Raw genomic sequence first — 23,364 nt, 5'->3', positions numbered from 1 at the left:
ATCTCCTGCAATGCTCAAGCCGCCCTTCGGGGCGGCTTTTTTCGTCGGTGCCTCCCCATAATCCGCCGCCATGAACCTCCGCTTTGTCGAAGCCTTCCACTGGGCCGCCTCGCTGCGCAGCATCACGCGCGCGGCGGAGAAGCTGCACATCACGCAGTCCGCGCTGTCGAGCCGGATCGCGACGCTGGAGGAGGAGCTCGGCGTCGTGCTGCTGGACCGGCGCGACAAGCAGTTCCGCCTGACCGTCGCCGGCCAGCGCTTCCAGACCCTGGCGCAGCGGCTGCTCGACGTGCAGCGGCAGGTGAAGGAGGAGATGGGCGGGACCGGCGGCGCGGGCCGGCCGGCGGTGCTGCGCATCGGTGCGATCGAGTCGGTGGTGCACAGCTGGCTCACCGGCTGGCTGCAGGAGATGCGCACGGCGAATCCGGACTTCGAGCTCGAGCTGACGGTGGAGACCTCGCCGGTGCTGGTCGACCAGGTGAGGCGGGGTGCGCAGGACCTGGTCTTCGCGGCGATCCCCGCGGCCGATGCCGGCGGCGTTCGCACCCGGGCGATGGCCTCGATGCCGATGGGTTTCGTCGGCCGATCCGACCTGCACACCAAACGCCGCTACGGACTGTCTGACCTGGCCGGCCACGACCTGCTGACCTTCCAGCGCGGCTCGCAGCCGCACCAGGCGCTGCTGCAGATGTTCCAGGAGTCGGGCCTGCCGCTGCCGCGCGTGCATGCGATCTCGTCGATCTCGGCGATGGTGCAGCTGGTGGAGGGCGGCTTCGGCATCGCGACACTGCCGGTGGCCGTGGCGGAACAGCTCGCGAAGCGGACCGCGCTGCGGGTGCTGCGCAGCGACACCGACCTGGTGCCGCTGCCGATCCACGCGAGCTACCGCGAGGATCCGAGTTCGCAGCTGACGGAGTCGGTGCTCGACTCCGCGCTGGATCACGTCGCGCGCCACGGCGCGGGGAAAGTGTCCGGCGGGTCTTCCGGGAAAGCCCGCATGGCATCGACGGCGTCTCGGCGCTAAGCGGAAGTGCTGCTGTCGTCATCGAAAAAATCGATGACGGAACGCGGAAAATTTCCGTTGGATCGTGGGGGTGGGCGACTTCCACAATCCGCTCCATCGTCAGACAGCCACCGCGATCCCGCCATGAGCCACCCGACCGGTCCCCTCGATCCCGACGCGTCATCCAGCGCGCTGGACGTCCGACTCGCCGCGCGACGCGGCGGCTTCACCGGCCACACCAGCGGCCTGGCCAGCGAGTTCGTGCAGGCGAATCTCGCGATCCTGCCGGCGGCGCTGGCCGCGGACTTCCGGCACTACTGCGCGCTGAACCCGCAGGCCTGCCCGCTGCTCGGCGTGACCGAACCGGGTGACCCGACGCTGGCGGCGCTCGGCGCCGACCTGGACCTGCGCACCGACGTGCCGCGCTACCGCGTGTGGCGGGACGGCGAGCTCGTCGACGAGCCCACCGACGTGACACGCTGGTGGCGCGACGACCTGGTCGCCTTCGTCATCGGCTGCTCGTTCTCGTTCGAGCATGCGCTGCTGGCCGAGGGCATTCCGCTGCGCCACGTCGAGCAGGGGCGCAACGTCGCGATGTACCGCACCAGCATAGCGACCGCGCCGGCCGGCGTCTTCCGAGGACCGACGGTCGTGTCGATGCGGCCGCTGACCGCCGCCGATGCGATCCGTGCGGTGCAGATCACGTCCAAGCTGCCGCAGGTGCATGGCGCGCCGCTGCATCTGGGGGATCCGTCGCGCATCGGCATCGGCGACATCGCCCGTCCCGACTACGGCGACGCCGTCGACATCCGCGACGACGAGCTGCCGGTGTTCTGGGCCTGCGGCGTCACGCCGCAATCGGCGATCGCCACGGCGCGTCCGCCCTTCTGCATCACGCATGCGCCGGGGCACATGCTCGTGACCGACCTGCTCAATCGCGATCTGATCGCGGCCTGATCGACGCACCCGACCGACACCCCGACCGACACCTGGAAAGAGGAACGACGCCATGTGGCTCAGAGACACCACGCCGACCGAGCGGCGCACCCTGGTCGCAACCTTCGCCGGCTACGGCGTCGACGGGTTCGACTACATGATCTACACCTTCCTGATCCCCACGCTGATCGCGGCCTGGGGCATGAGCAAGGGCCAGGCCGGCGCGATCGCCACCGGTGCGCTGCTGACCTCGGCCGTCGGCGGCTGGGCGGCGGGCGTGCTCGCGGACCGCTTCGGCCGCGTCCGCGTGCTGCAGTGGACGGTGCTGTGGTTCGCGCTGTTCACCTTCCTCAGCGGCTTCACCACCTCCTTCGAGCAGCTCTTCTTCACCCGCGCGATGCAGGGCTTCGGCATGGGCGGCGAGTGGGCGGTGGGCTCGGTGCTGATCGCCGAGACGATCAAGGCGAAGCACCGTGGCAAGGCCGCCGGGCTGGTGCAGAGCAGCTGGGCCATCGGCTGGGCGGCGTCGGCGGTGGCGTTCTGGGGGCTGTACTCGGTGCTGCCGCCGGAGACCGCGTGGAAGGTGCTGTTCTGGATCGGCATCCTGCCGGCGGTGCTCATCCTCTACATCCGCCGCAATCTCGACGAACCGCCGGTCTACCTGGCCGAGCAGGCGCGCGCCCGGGCCCGCGGCGAGCGCGCCAGCTTCCTGCGGATCTTCTCGCCGGCGCTGCTGCGCAACACGGTGCTCGCCAGCCTGCTGGCCACCGGCATGCAGGGCGCGTACTACTCGGTGACGACCTGGCTGCCGACCTTCCTCAAGACCGAGCGCCACCTCTCGGTGCTGGGCACCAGCGGCTATCTGCTGGTGCTGATCGCGGGTTCCTTCGCCGGCTACCTGACCAGCGCCTGGCTCTGCGATGCGATCGGGCGCCGCCGCTGCTTCATCCTGTTCGCGCTGATGGGCGGGATCCTGGTGCTGGCCTACACCCAGATGCCGATCACCGACGGCCTGATGCTGGTGCTGGGATTCCCGCTGGGCTTCTTCCTGTCGGGCATCTTCTCGGGCATGGGCGCCTTCCTGTCGGAACTGTTTCCCAGCGACGTGCGCGGATCGGGTCAGGGCTTTTGCTACAACATCGGACGGGCGCTGGGCGCCGCCTGTCCCGCGCTGATCGGCAGCTTCAGCACGCAGTACCCGCTGGGGCAGACCCTGGGCTGGATAGCGGCGCTCTGCTATGGCCTGGTGATCGTCGCGGCGCTGGCGCTGCCCGAGACCCGCGGACGTGAGCTCGCCCCCGCGCCGGCCTGAGACCGGCGTCAGCGCCCGAAGACCTCTGGATCCCCTTCCGACGACATTCCGACGACTCTCCGACGACTCTCCGACTCTCCGATTCCTGGACCTCACCATGCAAGCCACCCCCACCTCCGATCGCTGGCAGTTCTGGATCGACCGCGGCGGCACCTTCACCGATCTGGTCGGACGCGCGCCCGACGGCACGCTGCAGACGCTCAAGCTGCTGTCGGAGAACCCCGAGCATTACCGCGATGCCGCGGTCGAAGGCATCCGCCGCCTGCTCGGGTTGAAGGCCGGCGAGCCGATCACGGCGGACCGGGTCGACTGCGTCAAGATGGGCACTACCGTCGCGACCAACGCGCTGCTGGAACGCCGCGGCGACCGCACGCTGCTGGTGACGACACGCGGCTTCCGCGACGCGTTGCGCATCGCGACGCAGGCACGGCCCAAGCTGTTCGAGCGGCACATCCAGCTGCCGGAGCTGCTGTACGAGCGCGTCGTCGAAGCCGATGAGCGCGTCGACGCGCAGGGCCGCGAGATCGCGCCGTTGGACGAGGCCGCATTGCGCCTCGAGCTGCAGTCCGCGTTCGACGCCGGCCTGCGCGCCTGCGCGATCGTGTTCCTGCACGGTTGGCGCGCGCCGGATCACGAGCTCGCCGCCAAGCGCCTGGCGCAGGCCGTCGGCTTCACGCAGATCTCCGTGTCGCACGAGGTCAGTCCGCTGATGAAGCTGATCCCGCGCGGCGACACGACCGTGGTCGACGCCTACCTGAGTCCGATCCTGCGCCGCTACGTCGACCAGGTCGCGGCCGAGATGCCCGGCGTGCGGCTGTTCTTCATGCAGAGTTCCGGCGGCCTGACCGAGGCGCGCCGCTTCCAGGGCAAGGACGCGATCCTCAGCGGCCCGGCCGGCGGCATCGTGGGCATGGTGCGCACGGGCGAGGCGGCCGGCCACGACCGGCTGATCGGCTTCGACATGGGCGGCACCTCGACCGACGTCAGCCATTTCGCCGGCGAGTTCGAGCGCGCCTTCGACACCGAGGTCGCCGGCGTGCGCATGCGCGCGCCGATGATGAGCATCCACACGGTGGCGGCGGGCGGCGGCTCGGTGATCGCGTTCGACGGCGCGCGGCTGCGCGTCGGACCAGCCTCGGCCGGCGCGAACCCCGGTCCCGCGAGCTACCGCCGCGGCGGCCCGCTCGCGACGACCGACGCCAACGTGATGCTGGGCCGCATCCAGCCGGCGCATTTCCCGAAGGTCTTCGGGCCGGGCGCGGACGAGCCGCTCGACGGCGCGGTCGTGAAGGCGCGATTCGACGAGCTCGCGGGCCAGATGTCCGCTGCGGGCAAGCCGATGACCGCGGAAGACGCCGCCGCCGGTGCGCTGCAGATCGCCGTCGGCGCGATGGCGAACGCGATCAAGCGGATCTCGGTCGCGCGCGGGTACGACGTCACCGGCTACACGCTGCAGTGCTTCGGCGGCGCGGGCGGCCAGGCGGCCTGCCTGGTCGCGGACGCGCTCGGCATGACGCGCATCCTGGCGCATCCGTTCGCCGGTGTGCTCAGCGCCTACGGCATGGGCCTGGCCGACCAGACCGCGATGCGGGAGGCCTCGATCGAGCGCGCGCTCGATGCCGACGGTCTGTCGGCCGCGCGCGCGACGGCGACGTCCCTGGCCGTTCAGGCGGGCGGCGAGCTCGAGTCGCAAGGCGTTCCCGCCGGTGCCTTGCGCACGATTGCGCGGGCACAGGTCCGCTACCAGGGCACCGACACGGCGTTGACCTGCCCGCTGCCGTTGGACGGATCCGCCCCGGCCGCCATGGCCTCGATCCGCGAGGCCTTCGAGTCGGCCTACCGGCGCCGCTTCGCCTTCCTGATGCCGGACCGCGCGCTGGTGATCGAGGCGGTCTCGGTCGAGGCGCTGGCCGCCGGCGCGTCGCTGGAGGCGCCGGTCGAGGCCGCGATCGCGAGCGGGCACCATCCCGAACCCTTGGAGCGGGTCCGCATGTACTGCCTGGCGGACGAACAGCCGGCCGGCTGGCGCGATGCCGAGCTGCACCATCGCGAATCGCTGCGTCCGGGCGCCCGCATCGACGGCCCGGCCATCGTGGCCGAGCGCAACGCGACGACGGTCGTCGACGCCGGCTGGCGCGCCGAGCTGCAATCCTCGGGCGACCTGCTGCTGACGCGAGTCCGTGACCGGGCCCGCACGCGCGCGCTCGGCACCGAGGCCGACCCGGTCGTGCTGGAGGTCTTCAACAACCTCTTCATGAACATCGCCGAGCAGATGGGCCTGCGGCTCCAGAACACGGCCCACTCGGTCAACATCAAGGAGCGGCTGGACTTCAGCTGCGCGCTGTTCGACGCGCAGGGCCAGCTGATCGCCAACGCGCCGCACATGCCGGTGCACCTGGGCTCGATGAGCGAATCGATCCGTTCCGTCATCGCGCGCAACCCGGCCATGAAGCGCGGCGACGTCTATGTGCTCAACGACCCGTACCACGGCGGCACGCACCTGCCCGACATCACCGTCGTGACGCCGGTGTTCCTGGACGAGGACGACACGACGCCGGGCTTCTTCGTCGCCAGCCGCGGCCACCATGCCGACATCGGCGGCATCACGCCGGGATCGATGCCGCCGTTCTCCAGGGACATCACCGAGGAGGGCGTGCTGATCGACAACTTCCAGCTGGTCGAGCAGGGCCGGCTGCGCGAGGCCGAGCTGCAGGCGCTGCTGCGCTCCGGCCCGCACCCGAGCCGCAACCCGGCGCAGAACCTGGCCGACCTGCGGGCGCAGGTGGCGGCCAACGAGAAGGGCGTGCAGGAACTGCAGGCGATGGTGACGCAGTTCGGCCGCGCCACCGTCGAGGCCTACATGCAGCACGTGCAGGACAACGCCGAGGCCTCGGTGCGGCGCGTGATCTCGGTGCTGAAGGACGGCGCGTTCACGCTGCCGCTGGACAACGGCGCCCGCATCCAGGTGGCGGTGACCGTGGACGCCGCGGCGCGCCGCGCGACGGTCGACTTCACCGGCACCAGCCCGCAGCAGCCCAACAACTTCAACGCGCCCAAGTCGATCACGATGGCGGCGGTGCTCTACGTGTTCCGCACGCTGGTCGACGACGCGATCCCGCTGAACGCCGGCTGCCTGAAGCCGATCGACGTGATCGTGCCGGAGGGCTGCATGCTCAATCCGCGGTTCCCGGCGGCGGTGGTCGCGGGCAACGTGGAGACCTCGCAGTGCGTGACCAACGCGCTGTACGGCGCGCTGGGCGTGATGGCGGCCGGCCAGTGCACGATGAACAACTTCACCTTCGGCGACGCGACGCACCAGTACTACGAGACGATCTCCGGCGGCTCCGGCGCCGGGCCGGGCTTCGACGGCACCTCGGTCGTGCAGACGCACATGACGAACTCGCGGCTGACCGATCCCGAGGTGCTGGAGTTCCGCTTCCCGTGCGCCTGGACAGCTATGCCATCCGTCAGGGGTCGGCGGGCACGGGGCGCTGGTCCGGCGGGGAGGGCGGCGAGCGCCGCGTCCGTTTCCTGACGCCGATGACGGCCTCGATCCTGAGCAACGGCAGGACCTCGGGCGCCTTCGGCATGGCCGGCGGGCAGCCGGGGGCGGTCGGGGAGAACCTCGTCGAGCGCGCGGACGGCCGGATCGAGGTCCTGGGCCACATCGGCCAGGTGGAGATGGCGCCGGGCGACGTCTTCGTCATCCGCACGCCCGGCGGGGGAGGGTACGGCAGTTTTTGAGGCCCCCTTGAGATGGGGCGAGTAACCCCAATGTGGGCGTGCCTAGAATCGGAACATCCGCCCCCCGGCTGTCCAGGCGCCCGCTCATCATGGTCCCTCACCTCATCACCGCCCTGACCGGGCCCATCAATGAACTGGAGCAGCGCGTCCTGGAGTCGATGCCGGCGATCGAACGCTGGTTCCGGCTCGAGTGGATGGAGCACACGCCGCCGTTCTACAGCTCGGTCGACCTGCGCAACGCCGGCTTCAAGCTGGCGCCCGTGGACACCAACCTGTTCCCGGGCGGCTTCAACAACCTGACGCCCGAGATGCTGCCGCTGGCGGTGCAGGCGGCGATGGCGGCGATCGAGAAGATCTGCCCCGAGGCCAAGAACCTGCTGCTGGTCCCGGAAGCGAAGAACCGCGGCAGCTTCTACCTGTCCAACCTGGCGACGCTGGTCCGCATCTTCTCGATGGCCGGGCTGAACGTGCGGCTGGGCTCGCTGGACGAGACGGTCAAGGAGCCGACGACGGTCGCGCTGCCCGACGGCAACTCGCTGACGCTGGAGCCGCTGATCCGCCAGCGCTCGCGGCTGATGCTCAAGGACTTCGATCCCTGCACCATCCTGCTGAACGACGACCTGTCGGCCGGCACGCCGGACGTGCTGAAGCACCTGCATGAGCAGTACCTGCTGCCGCCGCTGCATGCCGGCTGGGCGCAGCGCCGCAAGAGCCAGCACTTCCGCGCCTACGAGGAGGTGTCCAAGAAATTCGCCAAGCTGCTGGGCATGGACCCGTGGCTGATCTATCCGCACTCGGTGGCGGTGGACGGGCTGGACTTCACGACCGGCGCCGGACTGGACGCGCTGCAGGCGCAGGTCGACGCGACGCTGACGCGCACGCGCCGCAAGTACAAGGAATACGGCATCCAGGAGAAGCCGTTCGTCGTCGTCAAGCCGGACGCCGGCACGCACGGCCTGGGCGTGATGACGATCCGCGACGCGAAGGACCTGGATACGCTGGCGATCAAGGCGCGCGACAAGCTGGCCCGGCTGGAGGGCGTGCCCGCGCTGTCGCAGGTGCTGGTGCAGGAAGGCGTCGTGACGCACGAGCGCATGCACGAGGCCGTGGCCGAGCCGGTCGTCTACATGATGGACCGCTACGTCGTCGGCGGCTTCTACCGCGTCCACGCCGACCGCGCCGAGGACGAGAACCTCAACGCGCCGGGATCGAGCTACGTGCCACTGGCCTTCGCGCATTCGTCGCACCTGCCCGCGCCCGGCGAGAAGCCCGGCGCCAGCGCGCCCAACCGGTTCTACATGTACGGCGTGATCGGCCGCCTGGCGATGCTCGCGGCGAGCTACGAGCTGGAGACGACCGATCCGGACGCCGAGGACTACGCCTGAGTCGAGGCCGGCCGCGCAACGGCCCCGGCTCCGGTCCCGGGTCAGGTCTTGACGACGCAGGCGTCGGCCGCCTCCACCAGGAGCTGCCTGAAGCGGTCGACCGCCTCGCCCTGCGTGTCCGGCAGGTGCCACACGCTCATCGGTCCGAGCCCGAGGTCCACCGCGTGCGGCAGGATCACGACCACGCCGCGCTTGGCGGCGGTCATCGCCATGTCGTGCGGCATCACCGCCACCAGCGGCATCTCGCGCATCAGGCGGAGCGCGAGCATCGCGTCGCCGCTCTCGATCAGGTCGGCGGGCAGCGCGAGCCCCATCTCCTGCCAGAGCCGGTCCATCAGCAACCGCGTGCGCGTGCCCGGCAACTGCCAGATCCAGCGCTGCTTGCTCAGCAGTTCCCAGCTCAGCTTGGGCGTGCGCGCCAGCGGATGCTGCGCGCTCATCGTCAGCACCTCGGGCTGCGGCCGCAGTGACACGCGCGCCAGCCCCAGCGGTTCGTCCTGGGGCATCGCCCGCGCGACGACCAGGTCCAGCGTCCCGGCCTGAAGTTCCTCGAACAGCGAGCGCAGCGCATGCGTGCGCACGCTCAGCGTCACGCCGGGGTTCTCCAGCTTCATCGCCGTGATGGCCATGGGCAACAGTCGTGCAAGCGATGCGTTGGTCGCCCCGATGCGCACCTCGCCGGACGCGCCGCGCACCATCGTGGCGACGTCGCCCGCGGCGCGTTGCAGGTCGGCATCGAGCTTGCGCGCCAACGTCAGCAGACGGCGTCCGAGCGGCGTCGGCTGCATGTTGCGTCCGCGCCGCAGGAACAGGGTTTGTCCCAGCCCGTGCTCCAGCTCCGCCAGCGTCTTGCTCACCGCGGGCTGCGTCACGTGCAGCTGATCGGCGGCGGCGCTGATGTTGCCTGTGTCGGCGAGGGCCAGCAGCACCCGCGCGTGGCGCAGCGACATGCGTCGGGCGATGAAGTGTTCGGCGGCCTCGGGCGACGTGGATGACGCATTCATAACCAAAGTTTCACAAGTCCATCACAAAGCTTCATGGCCGGAAAGACACGCCTCCTTAACGTGACCCCGTCTCCCCGAGTCCCGTCACAGGAGTGTTCCTTCCATGGTCCGTCGCATTTCCCGTCCGCAGCGTCTGCGGCCCCTGCAGTCCGCGCAGCCCTTGCAACTCGCGGTGGCCGTCGCCCTCGCGCTCGCCAGCCAGGCCCACGCCCAGCAAGCCCCCGCGGCCGCCGCATCGGCGGCCGCCGCCACCGATGACTCGAAGAAGCTGGAGCGGGTCGAGATCACCGGCACGCTGATCAAGCGCACCGACAAGGAGACGCCGTCGGTCGTCCAAAGTATCACGCGCGAGGACATCCGCAACTCCGGATATGCCAACGTCGAGGAGCTGCTGCGTGCGAATTCCGCTGTCGACCTGGGCTCGATCGGCGACGGCGCGGCGTCGGGCTTCGTCGGCGGCCTGTCGACGATCTCGCTGCGCGGCTTCGGCTCGCAGGGCACGCTGATCCTGATCAACGGCCGCCGCACCGCGCCGGTCGCGGCGGTGGACGTCAACTTCGGCCGCGGCACGATGATCAACGTCAACACCATCCCGAAGGAGGCGATCGAGCGCATCGACATCCTCAAGGACGGCGCGTCGGCGATGTACGGCTCGGACGCGATGGCCGGCGTCATCAACTACATCCTGCGCAAGGACTACCAGGGCATCGAGGGCAGCGCGTCCTACGGCGCCAACGACCAGGGCGTCGGCGCGACGAAGAACGCCGCGCTGACCTTCGGCTTCGGCAACCTGGACACGCAGCGCTTCAACGTCTTCGGCGGCATCGAGGTCTCCAAGCGCGACAGCGTCATGGCCAACGAGCTCAAGGATCGCGGCAACCTGGCGCTGCAGAACCAGTACCTGACCTCGAACGGTTCGCTGGCGCGCTTCACGCCCGACTCGTCGGCGTCCTTCTACGGCAACTACTACCGCGTGCCGGCCAGCCTGACCGGCTCCACGACGATCGGCGGCATCAGCGTCGCCAACAGCAACCTGTCGGGGGCCAACTACCTGGGCACGCTGTCGGGCTGCCCGGCGGAGCGCACGGCCGGCCAGGGCGTGCCGAACCGGCCCGCGGGCTTCCTGCCCACGACCGGCTCGCTGCCGACGGGCCTGTGCCGCTTCAGCCTCGACGACGCGGACGAGATCGTCGCCAAGCAGGACCGCCAGAGCGGCATGGTGCGCGGCACCTTCGCGATCAACAACGAGCTGACCGCGTATGCCGACCTGATGATCTCCAAGACCAAGACGACCGAGCAGCGCGTGCCGTACGCGCTGACGACCTCGCTGGTCACCTCGGGCAATCCGGTCGCGACGACCTGGCCCAAGCTCGACGGCAGCTTCCTGCGCCAGAACGGGATCATCCTGCCGGTCGGCCATCCGGACAATCCGACCAACGGCACGGCCAACGCGCAGCAGGTGCAGCTGATCTACCGCTTCGAGGACCTGCCCACCGGCGACATCAACATCCTGCGCTCCACGCGCCTGACGGCGGGCCTGGAAGGCACGGCCTTCGGCTGGGACTTCGACACCGCGCTGCTGGTGAGCCAGAACAACAACGAGCGCTTCCAGGAAGGCCGCGTGCGCAGCTCGCTGCTGAACGCGGCGATCGCCAACGGCAGCTACCGCTTCGGCAAGCAGAACTCGCAGGAGGCGATCAACAGCGTGTCGTCGACGGCGTACAACGAAGGCAAGTCGCAGCTGGTCTCGTGGGACCTGCGCGGCAGCCGCGAGCTGTTCCAGCTGCCCGGCGGCCCGGCCGCGATCGCGGTGGGCACCGAGCTGCGCAAGGAGAAGCTCGACGCCATTCCGGACGACGTCTACAGCACCGGCGACTACATCGGCCTGGTGGCCAACGGCGCCTCGGGCAGCCGCAAGTCCTACGCCGCGTTCACCGAACTGAGCCTGCCGGTGGTCAAGCAGCTCGAGCTGCAGGCTGCCGCGCGCTACGAGCATTACGACGACTTCGGCAACAGCACCACCGGCAAGGCCGGCTTCAAGTGGACGGCGCTGCCGTCGCTGATGGTGTTCCGCGGCACGGCGGCGACGGGCTTTCGCGCGCCGGCGATCTCGCAGATCGGCAACTCCTTCGCGCTGTCCTTCCACAGCTTCCAGGAGCGCCGCGTCTTCGACAGCCTGCGCTGCGACACCAGCAACCCGAACGCGCCGGTCAGCAAGGCGGCGGTGCCGGTGAACCGGGACTGCAACGTGCTGGGCTTCACCGCGGTGCCGTCGGGCACGACCAGCCCGGGCAGCATCCCGACCGTGATCAGCGCCAATCCCAACCTGGAGCCGGAGAAATCCAACTCGTTCACCTTCGGCATGATCTTCACGCCGAGCAAGTACGCGGACCTGGCGATCGACGGCTGGTACTTCCACCGCAAGAACGAGATCCGCTCGCAGCGCGGCGTGGACATCATGGATGACTACAACGCCAATCCGAGCTCGGGCAACGTCCAGGTGGTGCGCGATCCCAACCGGGAGACCTGGCTGCCGGGCGTGGACAACAGCGGCCCGATCATCATGCTGGTGCGCCAGTACGGCAACAACGAGTGGACCAAGACCTCGGGCGTGGACTACGACCTGAACGTCCGGCTGCCCGCGATGGCCTGGGGCAAGTTCAGCATGAACGTCAACGGCACCTACACGGCGCGCTACGACCAGCTGGTGGTGAAGGGCCAGGCGGTGCAGCACCAGGTCGGCACGACCACGTCGGACATCTCCAAGACCCGCGCGAGCGCCACGTTCAAGTGGGACACCGACAAGGCGCGCGCCTGGATCCGCTTCAACCATGCGGATCCGCTGTCGAGCACGCTGTGCTCGTCGCTGACGACGGCGCAGCGGACCTTCCTGTCCAACCTGAACCGCTGCCGCGTGGGCCGTGACCGCACGATCGACCTCGGCGCCGCGTACAGCGGCTTCAAGGGCCTGACCCTGGCGGCCAGCGTCATCAACGTCACCAACGACTACGACCGCGCCAACGGCATCCCCACCGTGTTCAGCTACTACGACAGCGGCGCGTCCAACGTGCTGGGCCGCCGCTTCAACCTGAGCGCGAGCTACGTGTTCCAGTGATGGCCGTCAACCCCCGCCCCCGCAACGGTGGCGGGGGCATTGACGCACTGCACAACGGAAGGCAGACAATACGCACTTTCGACTTCCGGCGGCCCGCGTGGCTGCCGCGACCTTTGTGAGTTCACATCACGCGCCCCGTTCGCCGGCCGCCCTGGCCGGCCTGACCATCGGCGCCCTCGGTGTCGTCTACGGCGACATCGGCACCAGCCCCCTGTACGCGCTCAAGGAAGTCTTCCACGGCGCGCACGTCCCCATGACGCACGACAACATCCTCGGGGTGCTGTCGCTGCTGTTCTGGACCATGACCGTCGTGGTCTCCTTCAAGTACGTGCTGCTGATCCTGCGCGCCGACAACAACGGCGAGGGCGGCCTGATCGCCATGCTGGCGCTGGCCACGACGGCCGTGCGCGAGAAGCCCACGCTGCGGCGCGGGCTGATGCTGGTGGGGCTGTTCGGCACGGCGATCTTCTTCGGCGACGCGGTGATCACGCCGGCGATGACGGTGCTCTCGGCGGTCGAGGGCATCGAGGTCTATGCGCCGCAGTACCACGACGCGGTGGTGCCGATCTCGCTGGTGGTGCTGGCGGGGCTCTTCGCGGTGCAGCGTTTCGGCACGGGCGGCGTGGGCAAGGCCTTCGGGCCGGTGATGCTGGTGTGGTTCACGTCGCTGGCGCTGCTGGGCATCCCCAAGATCGTCGGCAACCCGCACGTGCTGCAGGCCATCAACCCGATGTGGGCGGTCGACTTCTGCACCCATTACGGCTGGGTCGCCTTCGTCGCGCTGGGCGCGGTGGTGCTGGTGGTGACCGGCGGCGAGGCGCTCTACGCCGACCTGGGCCACTTCGGCAAGCAGCCGATCCGCATCGCCTGGTACAGCTTCGTGATGCCGGCGCTGACGCTGAACTACTTCGGCCAGGGCGCGCTGCTGCTGGACCGGCCGGAGGCGATCAAGAACCCGTTCTTCCTGCTGGCGCCGAGCTGGGCGGAGATCCCGCTGTTCGTGCTGGCGACGCTGGCGGCGATCGTGGCCTCGCAGGCGCTGATCACGGCGGCGTTCTCGGTCACCAAGCAGGCGGTGCAGCTGGGGCTGCTGCCGCGCATGCGCATCGTGCACACGTCGGTGCGCGACATCGGCCAGATCTACGTGCCGTTCGTCAACTGGGGGCTGTTCGCCTTCGTCGTCGTGGCGGTGGCCTTCTTCGAGTCGTCGAGCAAGCTGGCCGGCGCCTACGGCGTGGCGGTGACCATCGACATGACCATCACCACGGTGATGACCTTCTTCGTGATCCGCTTCGGCTGGCGTTATCCGCTGTGGCTGTGCGTGGTGGCGACCGGGGCGTTCTTCGTCATCGACGCGACCTTCCTGGCGTCCAACCTGCTGAAGGTGGCGCACGGCGGCTGGTTCCCGCTGCTGATCGGCTTCGGCATGTTCACGCTGATGCTGACCTGGAAGCAGGGCCGGCGGCTGCTGTCGGACAAGCTGCGCGAGGACGCGATCGACCTGAAGAGCTTCCTCGAGGCGGTGTTCATCAACCCGCCGACGCGGGTGCAGGGCACGGCGGTGTTCCTGTCGGCGGAGGTGGGCGTGACGCCCAACGCGCTGCTGCACAACCTGAAGCACAACAAGGTGCTGCACGAGCAGAACCTGTTCGTCAGCGTCAAGCACCACGAGGTGCCGTGGATCGGCTTCGAGAAGCGCGTCGAGGTGGAAAGCCTGGACAACGACTGCTGGCAGGTGAACCTGCACTTCGGCTTCAAGAACGAGCCGGACGTGCCGGACGCGCTCAAGCTGCTGGAGCAGCGTGGGGTGCACCTGGACGAGATGGAGACCAGCTACTTCCTGTCGCGCGACATCGTCATCCCGACGATCGGCTCGGGGATGGCGCTGTGGCGGGAGAAGCTGTTCGCCAGCATGCACCGCAACGCGGCGGCGGCGGCGGACTTCCTCCACCTGCCGGCGAACCGGATCGTGGAGCTGGGGTCGAAGGTCGAGATCTGACGCGAGGTCCTGACCTCGATCTGCCAAGCGCGGGCTCTCCGCAGGGCATGGGGCGCCCCTCCAGGGACCCCAAGCCCTACTCCGGCCCCACACGTACTCGCTGACTGCACGTTTGGCGCCGCGCTCGCTGACTGCAGGTTGAACCTGCGTTGAGCGTTTGCGAGGGATCCAAGGCGAGGCGGTCGGTATGCTCCGGGCCATGAATCGCTGGCTGAAAGACCTGTCCCTGTCCGCCGTGGTCGCGGGCTTCGTCGCGGTGCTGGTGGGCTTCACCAGCTCGGTGGCCGTCGTGTTCCAGGCCGCGCAGGCACTGGGCGCGACGCCGGCCCAGACCAGCTCCTGGATCTGGGCGCTCGGGCTCGGCATGGGGCTGACCAGCCTCGGCCTGTCGCTGTGGACCCGCCAGCCCATCCTGACCGCCTGGTCCACGCCCGGCGCGGCGCTGCTGGCCGGCGTTTCCGGCATCTCGATGCCCGAGGCGGTCGGCGCCTTCATCGTCTGCGGCGTGTTGATCCTGATCGCCGGCGCGACGCGCTGGTTCGAACGGATCATGGACCGCATCCCCATCGCGATCGCCTCGGCGCTGCTGGCCGGCGTGCTGGCGCGCTTCGGCCTGGATGCGGTGCTGGCGACGAAGACCGCGCCGGCGATGGTGCTGACGATGGCGCTCACCTATGTGCTGGCGCGGCGCTTCCTGCCACGCTATGCGACGCCGCTGGTGCTGGTCGCCGGCATCGCCGTCGCGGCCTCGCAGGGGCGTCTGCATCTGGAGGCCGTCGTCTGGGACTGGGCGACACCGGTGTGGGTCACGCCGTCGTTCTCGGTGACCGCGATGGTCGGCGTGGCCCTGCCGCTGTTCCTGGTCACGATGGCCTCGCAGAACCTGCCCGGCGTCGCCGCGCAGCGGGCGTCGGGTTATCAGACACCGGTGTCGGCGAGCATCGCGGCCACGGGCTTCGCATCGGTCGTCTTCGCGCCGTTCGGCGGCTACGCGTTCAACCTCGCAGCAATCACCGCCGCGATCTGCATGGGGCGCGAGGCGCACGAGGATCCCGCCCGGCGCTACATGGCGTCGGCGATGGCGGGGGTGTTCTACCTGGCGATCGGTCTGGCGGGCGGCGCGGTGGTGGGCCTGCTGACGGCTTTCCCGCGTGAGCTGATCGCCGCCGTGGCCGGCCTGGCGCTGCTGGGCACGATCGCCGGCGGCCTGTCGGCCGCGCTGAAGGACGAGCCTCATCGCGACGCCGCAATCCTGACCTTCCTCGTGACGCTGTCGGGGCTGAGCCTGCTGGGCATCGGCTCGGCGTTCTGGGGCGTGGTCGCCGGTGCGGTTTCTCTTTTGGTGCAACACTTCCGGAAACCTTGAGACTCCTGCTGAAAGCCTTGCCCATGAAACTGCTGTTCGTCGCCGATCCGCTGTCGACCTTCAACACCTACAAGGACTCCACGTTCGCGATGATGCGCGAGGCCGCCCGGCGCGGCCATGAACTGTGGGTCTGCGAAGTGCCGGACCTGCTGTGGGTCAGCGGCGGCCGCGTGACCGCGCATGCGGCGCAGCGCCTCACGCTGACGCCGGAAGCCGTCGCCAGCCAGGCCGGCACCAAGCTGGCTGTGTGGCACGAGGTCACGGCCACGCAAGACCTGGCCCTGGCCGACGTCGATGCGGTGCTGATGCGCAAGGATCCGCCGTTCGACTCGGAGTTCTTCTACGCCACGCACCTGCTGGAGCAGGCCGAGCGCGAAGGCGCGCGCGTGTTCAACAAGGCCGCGTCGCTGCGCGACCATCCGGAGAAGCTCGCGATCCTGGAGTTCCCGCAGTTCATCGCGCCGACGCTGGTGACGCGCTCGGCGGCGGCGATCCGCGCGTTCCACGCGGAGCACCAGGACATCATCCTGAAGCCGCTGGACGGCATGGGCGGCATGGGCATCTTCCGCGTGAAGGCGGATGCGCTGAACCTGGGCAGCATCATCGAGACGCTGAACAAGAACGGCGCGCAATCGGTGATGGTGCAGCGCTTCGTGCCGGAGATCGTCAAGGGCGACAAGCGCATCCTGCTGATCGGCGGCAAGCCGGTGCCGTACTCGCTGGCGCGGATCCCGCAGGGGACCGAGGTGCGCGGCAACCTGGCCGCGGGCGGCAAGGGCGTGGCGCAGCCGCTGACCGACGACGACCGCCGCATCGCCGAGGCGCTGGGACCGGTGCTCGCGGCACGCGGGCTGCTGCTGGTGGGGCTGGACGTGATCGGCGACAAGATGACCGAGCTGAACGTGACGAGCCCGACCTGCTTCCAGGAAATCATGGAGCAGACGGGCTTCGACGTCGGCGCCGTCTTCATCGATGCGCTGGAAGCGGCGATGGCGGCGGGGCGCTGATCGCGGTCGCATGAGGACATCGACATGACTTTCGAATTGATCAGCGAGCACGCCAGTTTCGGTGGCGTGCAGCGTTTCCATCGCCACGATTCGGCCGAGATCGGCCTGCCCATGCGCTTCGCGCTGTTCCTGCCGCCGGGCGGCGCGCGAGCGGTGAAGGGGCTGGTGGTGTTCCTCGCCGGGCTGACTTGCAGCGAAGAGACTTTCACGATGAAGGCCGGCGCGCAGCGCAAGGCCGCGGAGCTCGGACTCGCGCTGCTGATGCCGGACACGAGTCCGCGCGGCGACGCGGTCAACGCGCTGCCGGGCGCGACGGCGTCGTGGGACTTCGGCGTGGCGGCGGGGTTCTACCTCGATGCGACGCAGGCGCCGTGGGCGACGCACTGGCGGATGGAAAGCTACCTGATGCGGGAGCTGATCCCGCAGGTGCAGGCCTCGCTCGGAGTGGACGCGGCGAAGACCGGCATCGCCGGGCACTCGATGGGCGGGCATGGCGCGCTGACGCTGGCGCTGAGGCATCCGGGCGCGTTCGCGTCCGTGTCGGCGATCGCGCCGATCGCGGCGCCCAGCCGCTGCCCGTGGGGCGTGAAGGCCTTCACCGGCTACCTCGGCGAGGACCGCGATGCCTGGCCGGCACATGACGCGAGCGCGCTCATCCAGGCGCAGAAGCGCGCGCCTTATCCGCACGGCATCCTGGTCGACCAAGGGCTGGCGGACAAGTTCCTCGTCGAGCAGCTGTATCCGGAAGCGCTGGAGTCCGCGTGCGCAGCCATCGGCCAGCCGCTGACGCTGCGCCGTCACGAGGGTTACGACCATGGCTACTACTTCATCGCGACGGTGATCGACGATCACCTGGCGCATCACGCGCGGCAACTGGCTCACTGATCGCCGCCCGCGCTGCCACCCCCGAGGCCGCCATGCGCATCGCCCTGCTGTCCGACATCCACGGCAACCTGCTCGCGTTGGAGGCCGTCGTGGCAGACGCACGGCGACGGGGTGTGGATCAGATCGTGAACCTCGGCGACATCCTCTCCGGCCCGCTGCAGCCGCTGGAGACGGCGCAATACCTGATGGCGCAAGGCTGGCCGACGATCGCCGGCAACCATGAACGGCAACTGCTCGCGGTCACGACGGAGAAGCCGGGTGGCGCGTCGGACCGCTTCGCGCGCGAGCGGCTCGGGGATGCGGAACTGGTCTGGCTGCGCGCGCTGCCGAAAACGCTGCAACTGACCGACGAGGTCTTCCTGTGCCACGGCACGCCGCGCAGCGACATCGAGTACTTCCTCGACACGCAGGACGGGCCGCGATTGCGCATGGCGACATCGCCCGAGATCGCCGATCGACTCGGCGATGAAGCGTCCATGGTGGTGTGCTGCGGCCACACGCACATCCCGCGCGTGCTGCGCAGCGCGCGAGGGCAATGGCTGGTGAATCCCGGCAGCGTCGGCCTGCAGGCATGGGACGACGATCACCCGATCCGCCATGTCGCCGAGAACGGCTCTCCTGACGCGCGCTACGCGATCGTGGAGCGGACTGCGCAGGGCTGGATGACCGAGTCGATCAGCGTGCCGTACGACCATGAGCCGATGGCGAGCATCGCTGCCAGGAACGGGCGGGAGGATTGGGCGAGGTGGTTGAGGACGGGGTGGGCGGACGAATGAGGAGGGCGATGGCAGGCGCCGCGCGGTCTGCGGGCGAGATCCCTCACGCGTTGCTCAACCTCACAGCCATTGCGGGCCTCCTGCAGTGTCGAGCGCCGCAAAGAAGTTGGCATCCAAGGAGGGATAGGGATGCGGGAACAGCTTGCGAGTGCCGTCGATCTCGAACCCGAAGATCTCCAGCGTTCCGTCGGCGCTGATTTCCACCGTGAGGTCCCAGGAGCCTCGGACATATTCGATCAGCACCCCGCCTTCGGGAGATGGAAACAGCTCGCTCAACCGAATGAGCGGCGGACGTAGTGCCAGCAGTTGCCGAGTGATCTCCAGTGCCAACACGGAGATGGGAGGTGCACCGTCGTCATTCCAATTCGAGGGCAGCGCCGCCAACTCGGTCAGTCGCTCCTCGACGAACAGCCATCGCGCGCCGGACGAGTGGCGTTGCGCTGGTTCGCTTGGATGAGCCGGCGAGGCGCGCGGCAGAATCGGCTTGGGAGGCATCAGGCGGTCCGAATATGCATAGGCCATTCACCGCTCCTTGCTTGGTTGTGGAAGGAGCAGTGATTCTTCGAGGGAGGTCGCCTGACGTCTCTCACCTCGATCCGCATGAAATCCGGGCGCAGCTCCCGATTCAAGCAGCGTGGGTGACCGGGATGAGGAGGGTCGTTCCGGCTGCTACGGCGTGGGCGCCGGAGCCGCGGCCTTCGGCAGGTCCGCCGGCAGCGTCTGCCGATGCCCGGCCACCGCCTTGTAGCGTTTGACGAACGCATCCACCTCGGCCGGATCGATCACGTTCTCCAGGCGCTTGAAGCCGTCCGGCGCACGCTCCTCGACCATGTCGAGGATGTAGTCCAAGCCCTCCTGCCGGTTCAGTTCGACGATCCTCGCGCACATCGGGCGGCGCTCGGCCTCGTAGTGGTCGAGCGCCGTCTCCAAGCGGTCTTCCTCGCGCAGCGCCCGCGCGACCGCCTCGGCGTCGAGGATCGCCTGCGTCGCGCCGTTCGAGCCGATCGGGTACATCGGATGCGCCGCGTCGCCCAGCAGCGTGATGCGCCCGTGTCGCCAGCGCGGCAGCGGATCGCGGTCGACCATCGGCCATTCCAGCAGCTGTGTCGCGCCAGCGATCACGCCCGGCACGTCCAGCCACGGGAAGCGCCAGCCGCCGAAGGTCGGCAGCAGATCGTCGATCGAGCCGGGCTTGTTCCAGTCCTCGCGGCCCGGCGCGGTCAGCCCACCGCCGAGACCGTCCTCGCGCAGGCGCCGGTCGCAGATCCAGTTGATCAGCTGCAAGCCGTCCGGCCGCGGTGGCGCGATCGGATAGACGACGAACTTCGCGCGCCGGTGGCCCGCCTGCACCATCGTCCGTCCGTCGAGGAAGGGCTTCGCCAGCGAGGTGCCGCGCCACATCATCATCCCGTTCCAGCGGGGCGCGCCCTCGTCGGGATGGCGCTGGCGCCGTATTGCCGAGTGGATGCCGTCCGCCGCGATCAGCAGGTCCGCGCGACGTTCCACCGGCGCACCGCCGGCATCCGTCCCCGTCACGATGACCTGGTCGCCGTCAGACCGCGCGCCCGTCGTGCGCCAGCCGCTGACGACGCGATCCGCGCCGAGCCGCGCCACCGCCTCGCGCCACAGCATCAGCTGCAGTTCCCCGCGATGCACGCTGAACTGAGGATGGCTGTAGCCGCCCGCCAGCCCGCGCCGGTCCTCGTAGATCGTCTGGCCATGCCGGTTGGCGAAGATCAGCGCCGAGGTCGGCACCGCCATCGCCTGCAGGGCCGGCATCAGCCCCAACCCGTCGAGCACCGCCACCGCATGCGGCAGCAGGTTGATGCCGACGCCCAGCGGCTTGAGTTCCGCCGTGGCTTCGCAGACGGTCACGCGGTGCCCGTCGCGCTGCAGCGCCAGCGCCGCTGTCAGTCCGCCGATGCCGCCGCCGGCGATCAGGATGTCGAGGGCCATGGGAGTCTCCAGGCGTCGTGGAATGGCGATGGGGCGCCGATCAAGTCAGGGTAAGCGAGATAGTTGCGCTATGCAACAGTACCTAAGCTGATCCCGATGAGCCGAATCAAGCCGTCGAACGTCGTCGCTGAACCGCCGGAGGCGCCGCTGCTGCCTGTGCCCGGCCTGGACTACGGCGTCCTGGACGATCTGCTCGGCTATGCGCTGCGGCGCGCCCAGAACGCGCTCTACCTGGACTTCTACCGCGCGACCGCGGGGCTCGATGTCAGCCCGCAGCGTTTCGCGGCGCTGGTGCTGGTCGGACGCAATCCGGGCATGCGGCAGGGACTGCTCGCGCAAGCGATGGGCCTGCACCGCAGCGGCGCCTTGCGTCTGACGGACTGGCTCACCGGCCGCGGCTGGGTCGAGCGTCGCGACGACGCGGAGGATGCGCGCCGCTGGGGGCTGTTCCTGACGGCGGCGGGAAAGCGCCAGCTCACGGTGCTGGAGCGCCGCGTGCGCACGCACGACGAGCGCCTGATGAGCGGACTCGGCGAGCGCGCCGCGCGCCTGAAGGCGGACCTGGAGCGCCTGGCGGAGATCGCCACGACGATCACGGACAGGAACGACGGATAACAACGACGGAGACAGGCGATGAACGACCTCGATCGGAAGCTCACCCGCCGCGACGCGGGACTGCTGCTGGGCGCAGCGATGGCCGGCCTCGCCGGGCCGCTGCACGCGCAGACCGCGGCGATGCCGCGCATCCTCGTCGGCTTCCCGGCCGGTGGGTCGGTGGACGTCAGCGCGCGGCGCCTGGCCGAAGCCTGGCGCGGACGCCTTGCGGAGAACGTGCTGGTCGAGCAGCGCGTCGGCGCCGGCGGCCGGCTCGCGGTGACCGCGCTGCGCGACGCGCCGCCCGACGGGGGCACGCTGCTGGTGAGCCCGTCGTCGATGTTCACGATCTATCCGCATGTCTACCGCAAGCTGGCCTACAAGCCGGAGACCGACGCGATCGCAGTCTCCCCGATGGCCAACGCGACTTGCGGCTTCGGCGTCGGGCCGATGGTGCCGGCGTCGGTGAAGACGATGGGCGATTTCGCCGCCTGGGCCAAGGCGCATCCGGAGCAGTCGTCCTATGCCTCGCCCGCGGCCGGCGCGATGCCGCACTTCCTCGGCGACCAGTTCAAGCGTGCCGCCGGTATCTCGCTGACGCATGTGCCGTACCGCGGTGCGGCGCCCGGTCTGCAGGACCTGATGGGCGGGCAGATCGCGTCGGGCTGCTTCCTGCTGGGCGACCTGCTACCCTACGTGGCGGGTGGTCGAGTGCGCATCCTCGGCGTGACCGACCACGAGCGCTCCCGCTTCGCGCCGGAGGTGCCCACCTTCGGCGAGCAGGGCTTCAAGGGCATCATCGGCGTCGAGACCTACGGCCTGTTCCTGCCGCCGAAGACGCCGGCCGCGATCGTCGACAAGGTCTTCGACCTGGTCCGCGTCGCGCTGCGCGAGAAGCAGGTCGTCGAGGGACTGGCCAAGCTCGGCTGCGAGCCGCTGGCGATGCAGCCGGCGGACTACGCGCGCCGGCTGTCCGCTGAACGCGCGCAGTGGGGGCCGATCGTGGCGGCGTCCGGGTTCTCGTCGGACGAGTGAGCGAGCCGCCGCCAGGCGAAGAGCGCGAGCGGGATCGCGAGCAGCGACAACGCGAGCGCCAGACCGCCCGCGGCGCTCCACCCCCAACGTTCGACGACCGTGCCCATCAGCGGCGGTCCGAGCAGCGCGCCCGAGGCGCCGAACTGCGTGAGTCGCCCGCTGGCGAGCGACAGCCGCTCCGGCGTGCGCGCCGCCAGCGGGAGCAGGGCGAAGACCAGGCTCGGGAACACGCCAGACGCCGCGTTGATGCCGATGGCGAGCATCGCCTGCCAGGACGCGTCGCCGCCGTCGTGCATCACGCCGAGGTAGAGCAGCCCGGATGCGCCGAGCGACACCGCCATGCCGACGGCGATCGCGCGCGACAGCGCGCCGTGCCGCCTCAGCAGCCAGGCGCCGATCGCGCTCGCCGGCACATTGGCCAGCGCGGCCGCGGCGGTCCAGGTCCCGGCGGTGCTCAAGGGCATGCCGCCTTGCGTGAGCAGGCTGGGCAGCAGCGCGAGCAGACCCACTTCCGCGATCGCGTACGCACCGAAGGCGGCGACCAGCGCCCAGAGCAGTGCGCCGGTCGGTCCTGGCGGATGGCGTGGTTCGACGGCGTGCGGGTCGTCGTCCACGCGGATCGCCCACAGCCCGATCCAGAGCAGGACACCGCCCGCGACGCTCAGCGCCTGCGCGGGCCGCCAGCCGGCCCAGCCCGCCGCGTGCGCATAGCCCCACGCGCCGATCGCCATGCCCACCGGGAGGAAAGTGCTCCAGAGCGCCATCGCCGCGGCCTGGCGACGGCCTTCGGCCGCGCGGGCGATCAGCACCGGTGCGGCGACCACGATCGCGAGATAGCCCAGGCTCTCGACCAGCCGCGCCAGCGCGAGCAGGGCCAGGCCATGGGCGAATCCCGCCGCGGCCGAGCCGACGGCGAGCGCGAGCACCGCCGCCGCCAGCGCGCGCTTCAGCCCGAGACGCGGCAGCCAGCGACCCGCCGCGCCGCCCAGCGTGGCGCCGCAGACTTCGAGCAGCGAGGTCAACGCGGCCATCGCGGCCAACCCCAGCTGGAGCTCGCGGGCGATCGGCGGCGACAGCGCGGCCAGCTTGCCCAATTGGGCCGCGGCGAACACGCCGCAGAGGTAGTACAGCAAAATCCTCACTCCGGTCCTCCAATACCGATCACCCTGAACATCGACATCGACATCGACATCGACATCGACATCGACATCGACATCGACATCGACATCGATCCTTCGTCCCTGCGA

16 protein-coding genes and 1 pseudogene are annotated in these 23,364 nt (G+C 69.6%); 13 read left to right on the top strand and 4 right to left on the bottom strand.

Annotation, left to right across the window (positions count from 1 at the left end; all coding sequences use genetic code 11):
- Positions 1 to 70: 70 nt before the first annotated feature.
- From ACQ86G_RS05475 to gshA, 5 genes and pseudogenes are all read left to right on the top strand, one after another.
- Positions 71 to 1,024 (top strand): LysR family transcriptional regulator, encoded by a 954-nt coding sequence (locus ACQ86G_RS05475; RefSeq protein WP_431259652.1) that lies wholly within the window; start codon positions 71 to 73, stop codon positions 1,022 to 1,024.
- A gap of 123 nt (positions 1,025 to 1,147) precedes the next feature.
- Positions 1,148 to 1,960, top strand: a complete 813-nt coding sequence (locus ACQ86G_RS05470) for a putative hydro-lyase (RefSeq protein WP_431259651.1) — start codon at positions 1,148 to 1,150, stop codon at positions 1,958 to 1,960.
- A 52-nt stretch (positions 1,961 to 2,012) separates the two neighbouring features.
- A complete protein-coding gene (locus ACQ86G_RS05465) occupies positions 2,013 to 3,251 on the top strand; it encodes an MFS transporter (protein ID WP_431259650.1) in 1,239 nt (412 codons plus the stop codon).
- Between the two features lie 97 nt (positions 3,252 to 3,348).
- A pseudogene (locus tag ACQ86G_RS05460) lies at positions 3,349 to 6,995 on the top strand (hydantoinase B/oxoprolinase family protein).
- A gap of 89 nt (positions 6,996 to 7,084) precedes the next feature.
- Positions 7,085 to 8,380 carry a glutamate--cysteine ligase gene (gene gshA / locus ACQ86G_RS05455; RefSeq protein ID WP_431259649.1) on the top strand — a complete coding sequence of 432 codons (1,296 nt, stop codon included), beginning with the start codon at positions 7,085 to 7,087 and terminating at the stop codon, positions 8,378 to 8,380.
- Positions 8,381 to 8,421: 41 nt separating this feature from the next.
- Here the strand turns inward: gshA and ACQ86G_RS05450 are convergent, their stop codons facing one another.
- Positions 8,422 to 9,384 (bottom strand): LysR family transcriptional regulator, encoded by a 963-nt coding sequence (locus ACQ86G_RS05450; protein ID WP_431259648.1) that lies wholly within the window; start codon positions 9,382 to 9,384, stop codon positions 8,422 to 8,424.
- A gap of 172 nt (positions 9,385 to 9,556) precedes the next feature.
- On the opposite strand from ACQ86G_RS05450, the gene ACQ86G_RS05445 reads away from it, so the two are divergent.
- From ACQ86G_RS05445 to ACQ86G_RS05420, 6 genes are all read left to right on the top strand, one after another.
- Complete coding sequence (locus ACQ86G_RS05445) at positions 9,557 to 12,499, top strand: TonB-dependent receptor domain-containing protein (RefSeq protein WP_431259647.1); 2,943 nt, start codon at positions 9,557 to 9,559, stop codon at positions 12,497 to 12,499.
- A gap of 115 nt (positions 12,500 to 12,614) precedes the next feature.
- A complete protein-coding gene (locus tag ACQ86G_RS05440) occupies positions 12,615 to 14,498 on the top strand; it encodes a potassium transporter Kup (RefSeq protein WP_431259646.1) in 1,884 nt (627 codons plus the stop codon).
- Between the two features lie 199 nt (positions 14,499 to 14,697).
- On the top strand, positions 14,698 to 15,864 hold the full coding sequence (locus tag ACQ86G_RS05435) for a benzoate/H(+) symporter BenE family transporter (protein ID WP_431259645.1): 1,167 nt from the start codon (positions 14,698 to 14,700) through the stop codon (positions 15,862 to 15,864).
- A gap of 23 nt (positions 15,865 to 15,887) precedes the next feature.
- The gene (gene gshB / locus ACQ86G_RS05430; RefSeq protein WP_431259644.1) at positions 15,888 to 16,871 is read left to right on the top strand and encodes a glutathione synthase; all 984 of its coding nucleotides are present in this window, start codon (positions 15,888 to 15,890) and stop codon (positions 16,869 to 16,871) included.
- A gap of 24 nt (positions 16,872 to 16,895) precedes the next feature.
- Positions 16,896 to 17,756, top strand: coding sequence for an S-formylglutathione hydrolase (gene fghA / locus ACQ86G_RS05425; protein WP_431259643.1), 861 nt, complete (start codon positions 16,896 to 16,898; stop codon positions 17,754 to 17,756).
- 32 nt (positions 17,757 to 17,788) lie between these two features.
- Positions 17,789 to 18,532: a metallophosphoesterase family protein gene (locus ACQ86G_RS05420; RefSeq protein WP_431259642.1), complete on the top strand. Its 744-nt coding sequence runs from the start codon at positions 17,789 to 17,791 to the stop codon at positions 18,530 to 18,532.
- Positions 18,533 to 18,592: 60 nt separating this feature from the next.
- Here ACQ86G_RS05420 and ACQ86G_RS05415 read toward each other — a convergent pair whose 3' ends face one another.
- Positions 18,593 to 19,054 carry a hypothetical protein gene (locus tag ACQ86G_RS05415; protein ID WP_431259641.1) on the bottom strand — a complete coding sequence of 154 codons (462 nt, stop codon included), beginning with the start codon at positions 19,052 to 19,054 and terminating at the stop codon, positions 18,593 to 18,595.
- Between the two features lie 147 nt (positions 19,055 to 19,201).
- Positions 19,202 to 20,488: a flavin-dependent oxidoreductase gene (locus ACQ86G_RS05410; protein ID WP_431259640.1), complete on the bottom strand. Its 1,287-nt coding sequence runs from the start codon at positions 20,486 to 20,488 to the stop codon at positions 19,202 to 19,204.
- 96 nt (positions 20,489 to 20,584) lie between these two features.
- On the opposite strand from ACQ86G_RS05410, the gene ACQ86G_RS05405 reads away from it, so the two are divergent.
- On the top strand, positions 20,585 to 21,103 hold the full coding sequence (locus tag ACQ86G_RS05405) for a MarR family winged helix-turn-helix transcriptional regulator (protein WP_431259639.1): 519 nt from the start codon (positions 20,585 to 20,587) through the stop codon (positions 21,101 to 21,103).
- A gap of 18 nt (positions 21,104 to 21,121) precedes the next feature.
- On the top strand, positions 21,122 to 22,117 hold the full coding sequence (locus ACQ86G_RS05400) for a Bug family tripartite tricarboxylate transporter substrate binding protein (protein ID WP_431259638.1): 996 nt from the start codon (positions 21,122 to 21,124) through the stop codon (positions 22,115 to 22,117).
- On the opposite strand, the gene ACQ86G_RS05395 is transcribed toward ACQ86G_RS05400, so the two are convergent.
- The gene (locus tag ACQ86G_RS05395; protein ID WP_431259637.1) at positions 22,039 to 23,259 is read right to left on the bottom strand and encodes a CynX/NimT family MFS transporter; all 1,221 of its coding nucleotides are present in this window, start codon (positions 23,257 to 23,259) and stop codon (positions 22,039 to 22,041) included. The genes ACQ86G_RS05400 and ACQ86G_RS05395 overlap by 79 nt on opposite strands.
- Positions 23,260 to 23,364 lie beyond the last annotated feature (105 nt).

Source organism: Roseateles chitinivorans (assembly GCF_050632145.1).
GTDB classification, from domain to species: Bacteria; Pseudomonadota; Gammaproteobacteria; order Burkholderiales; family Burkholderiaceae_C; genus Roseateles; species Roseateles chitinivorans_B.
The sequence above is the reverse complement of the archived record's forward strand: the minus strand, read 5'-3'. Positions and strand labels throughout refer to the sequence as shown.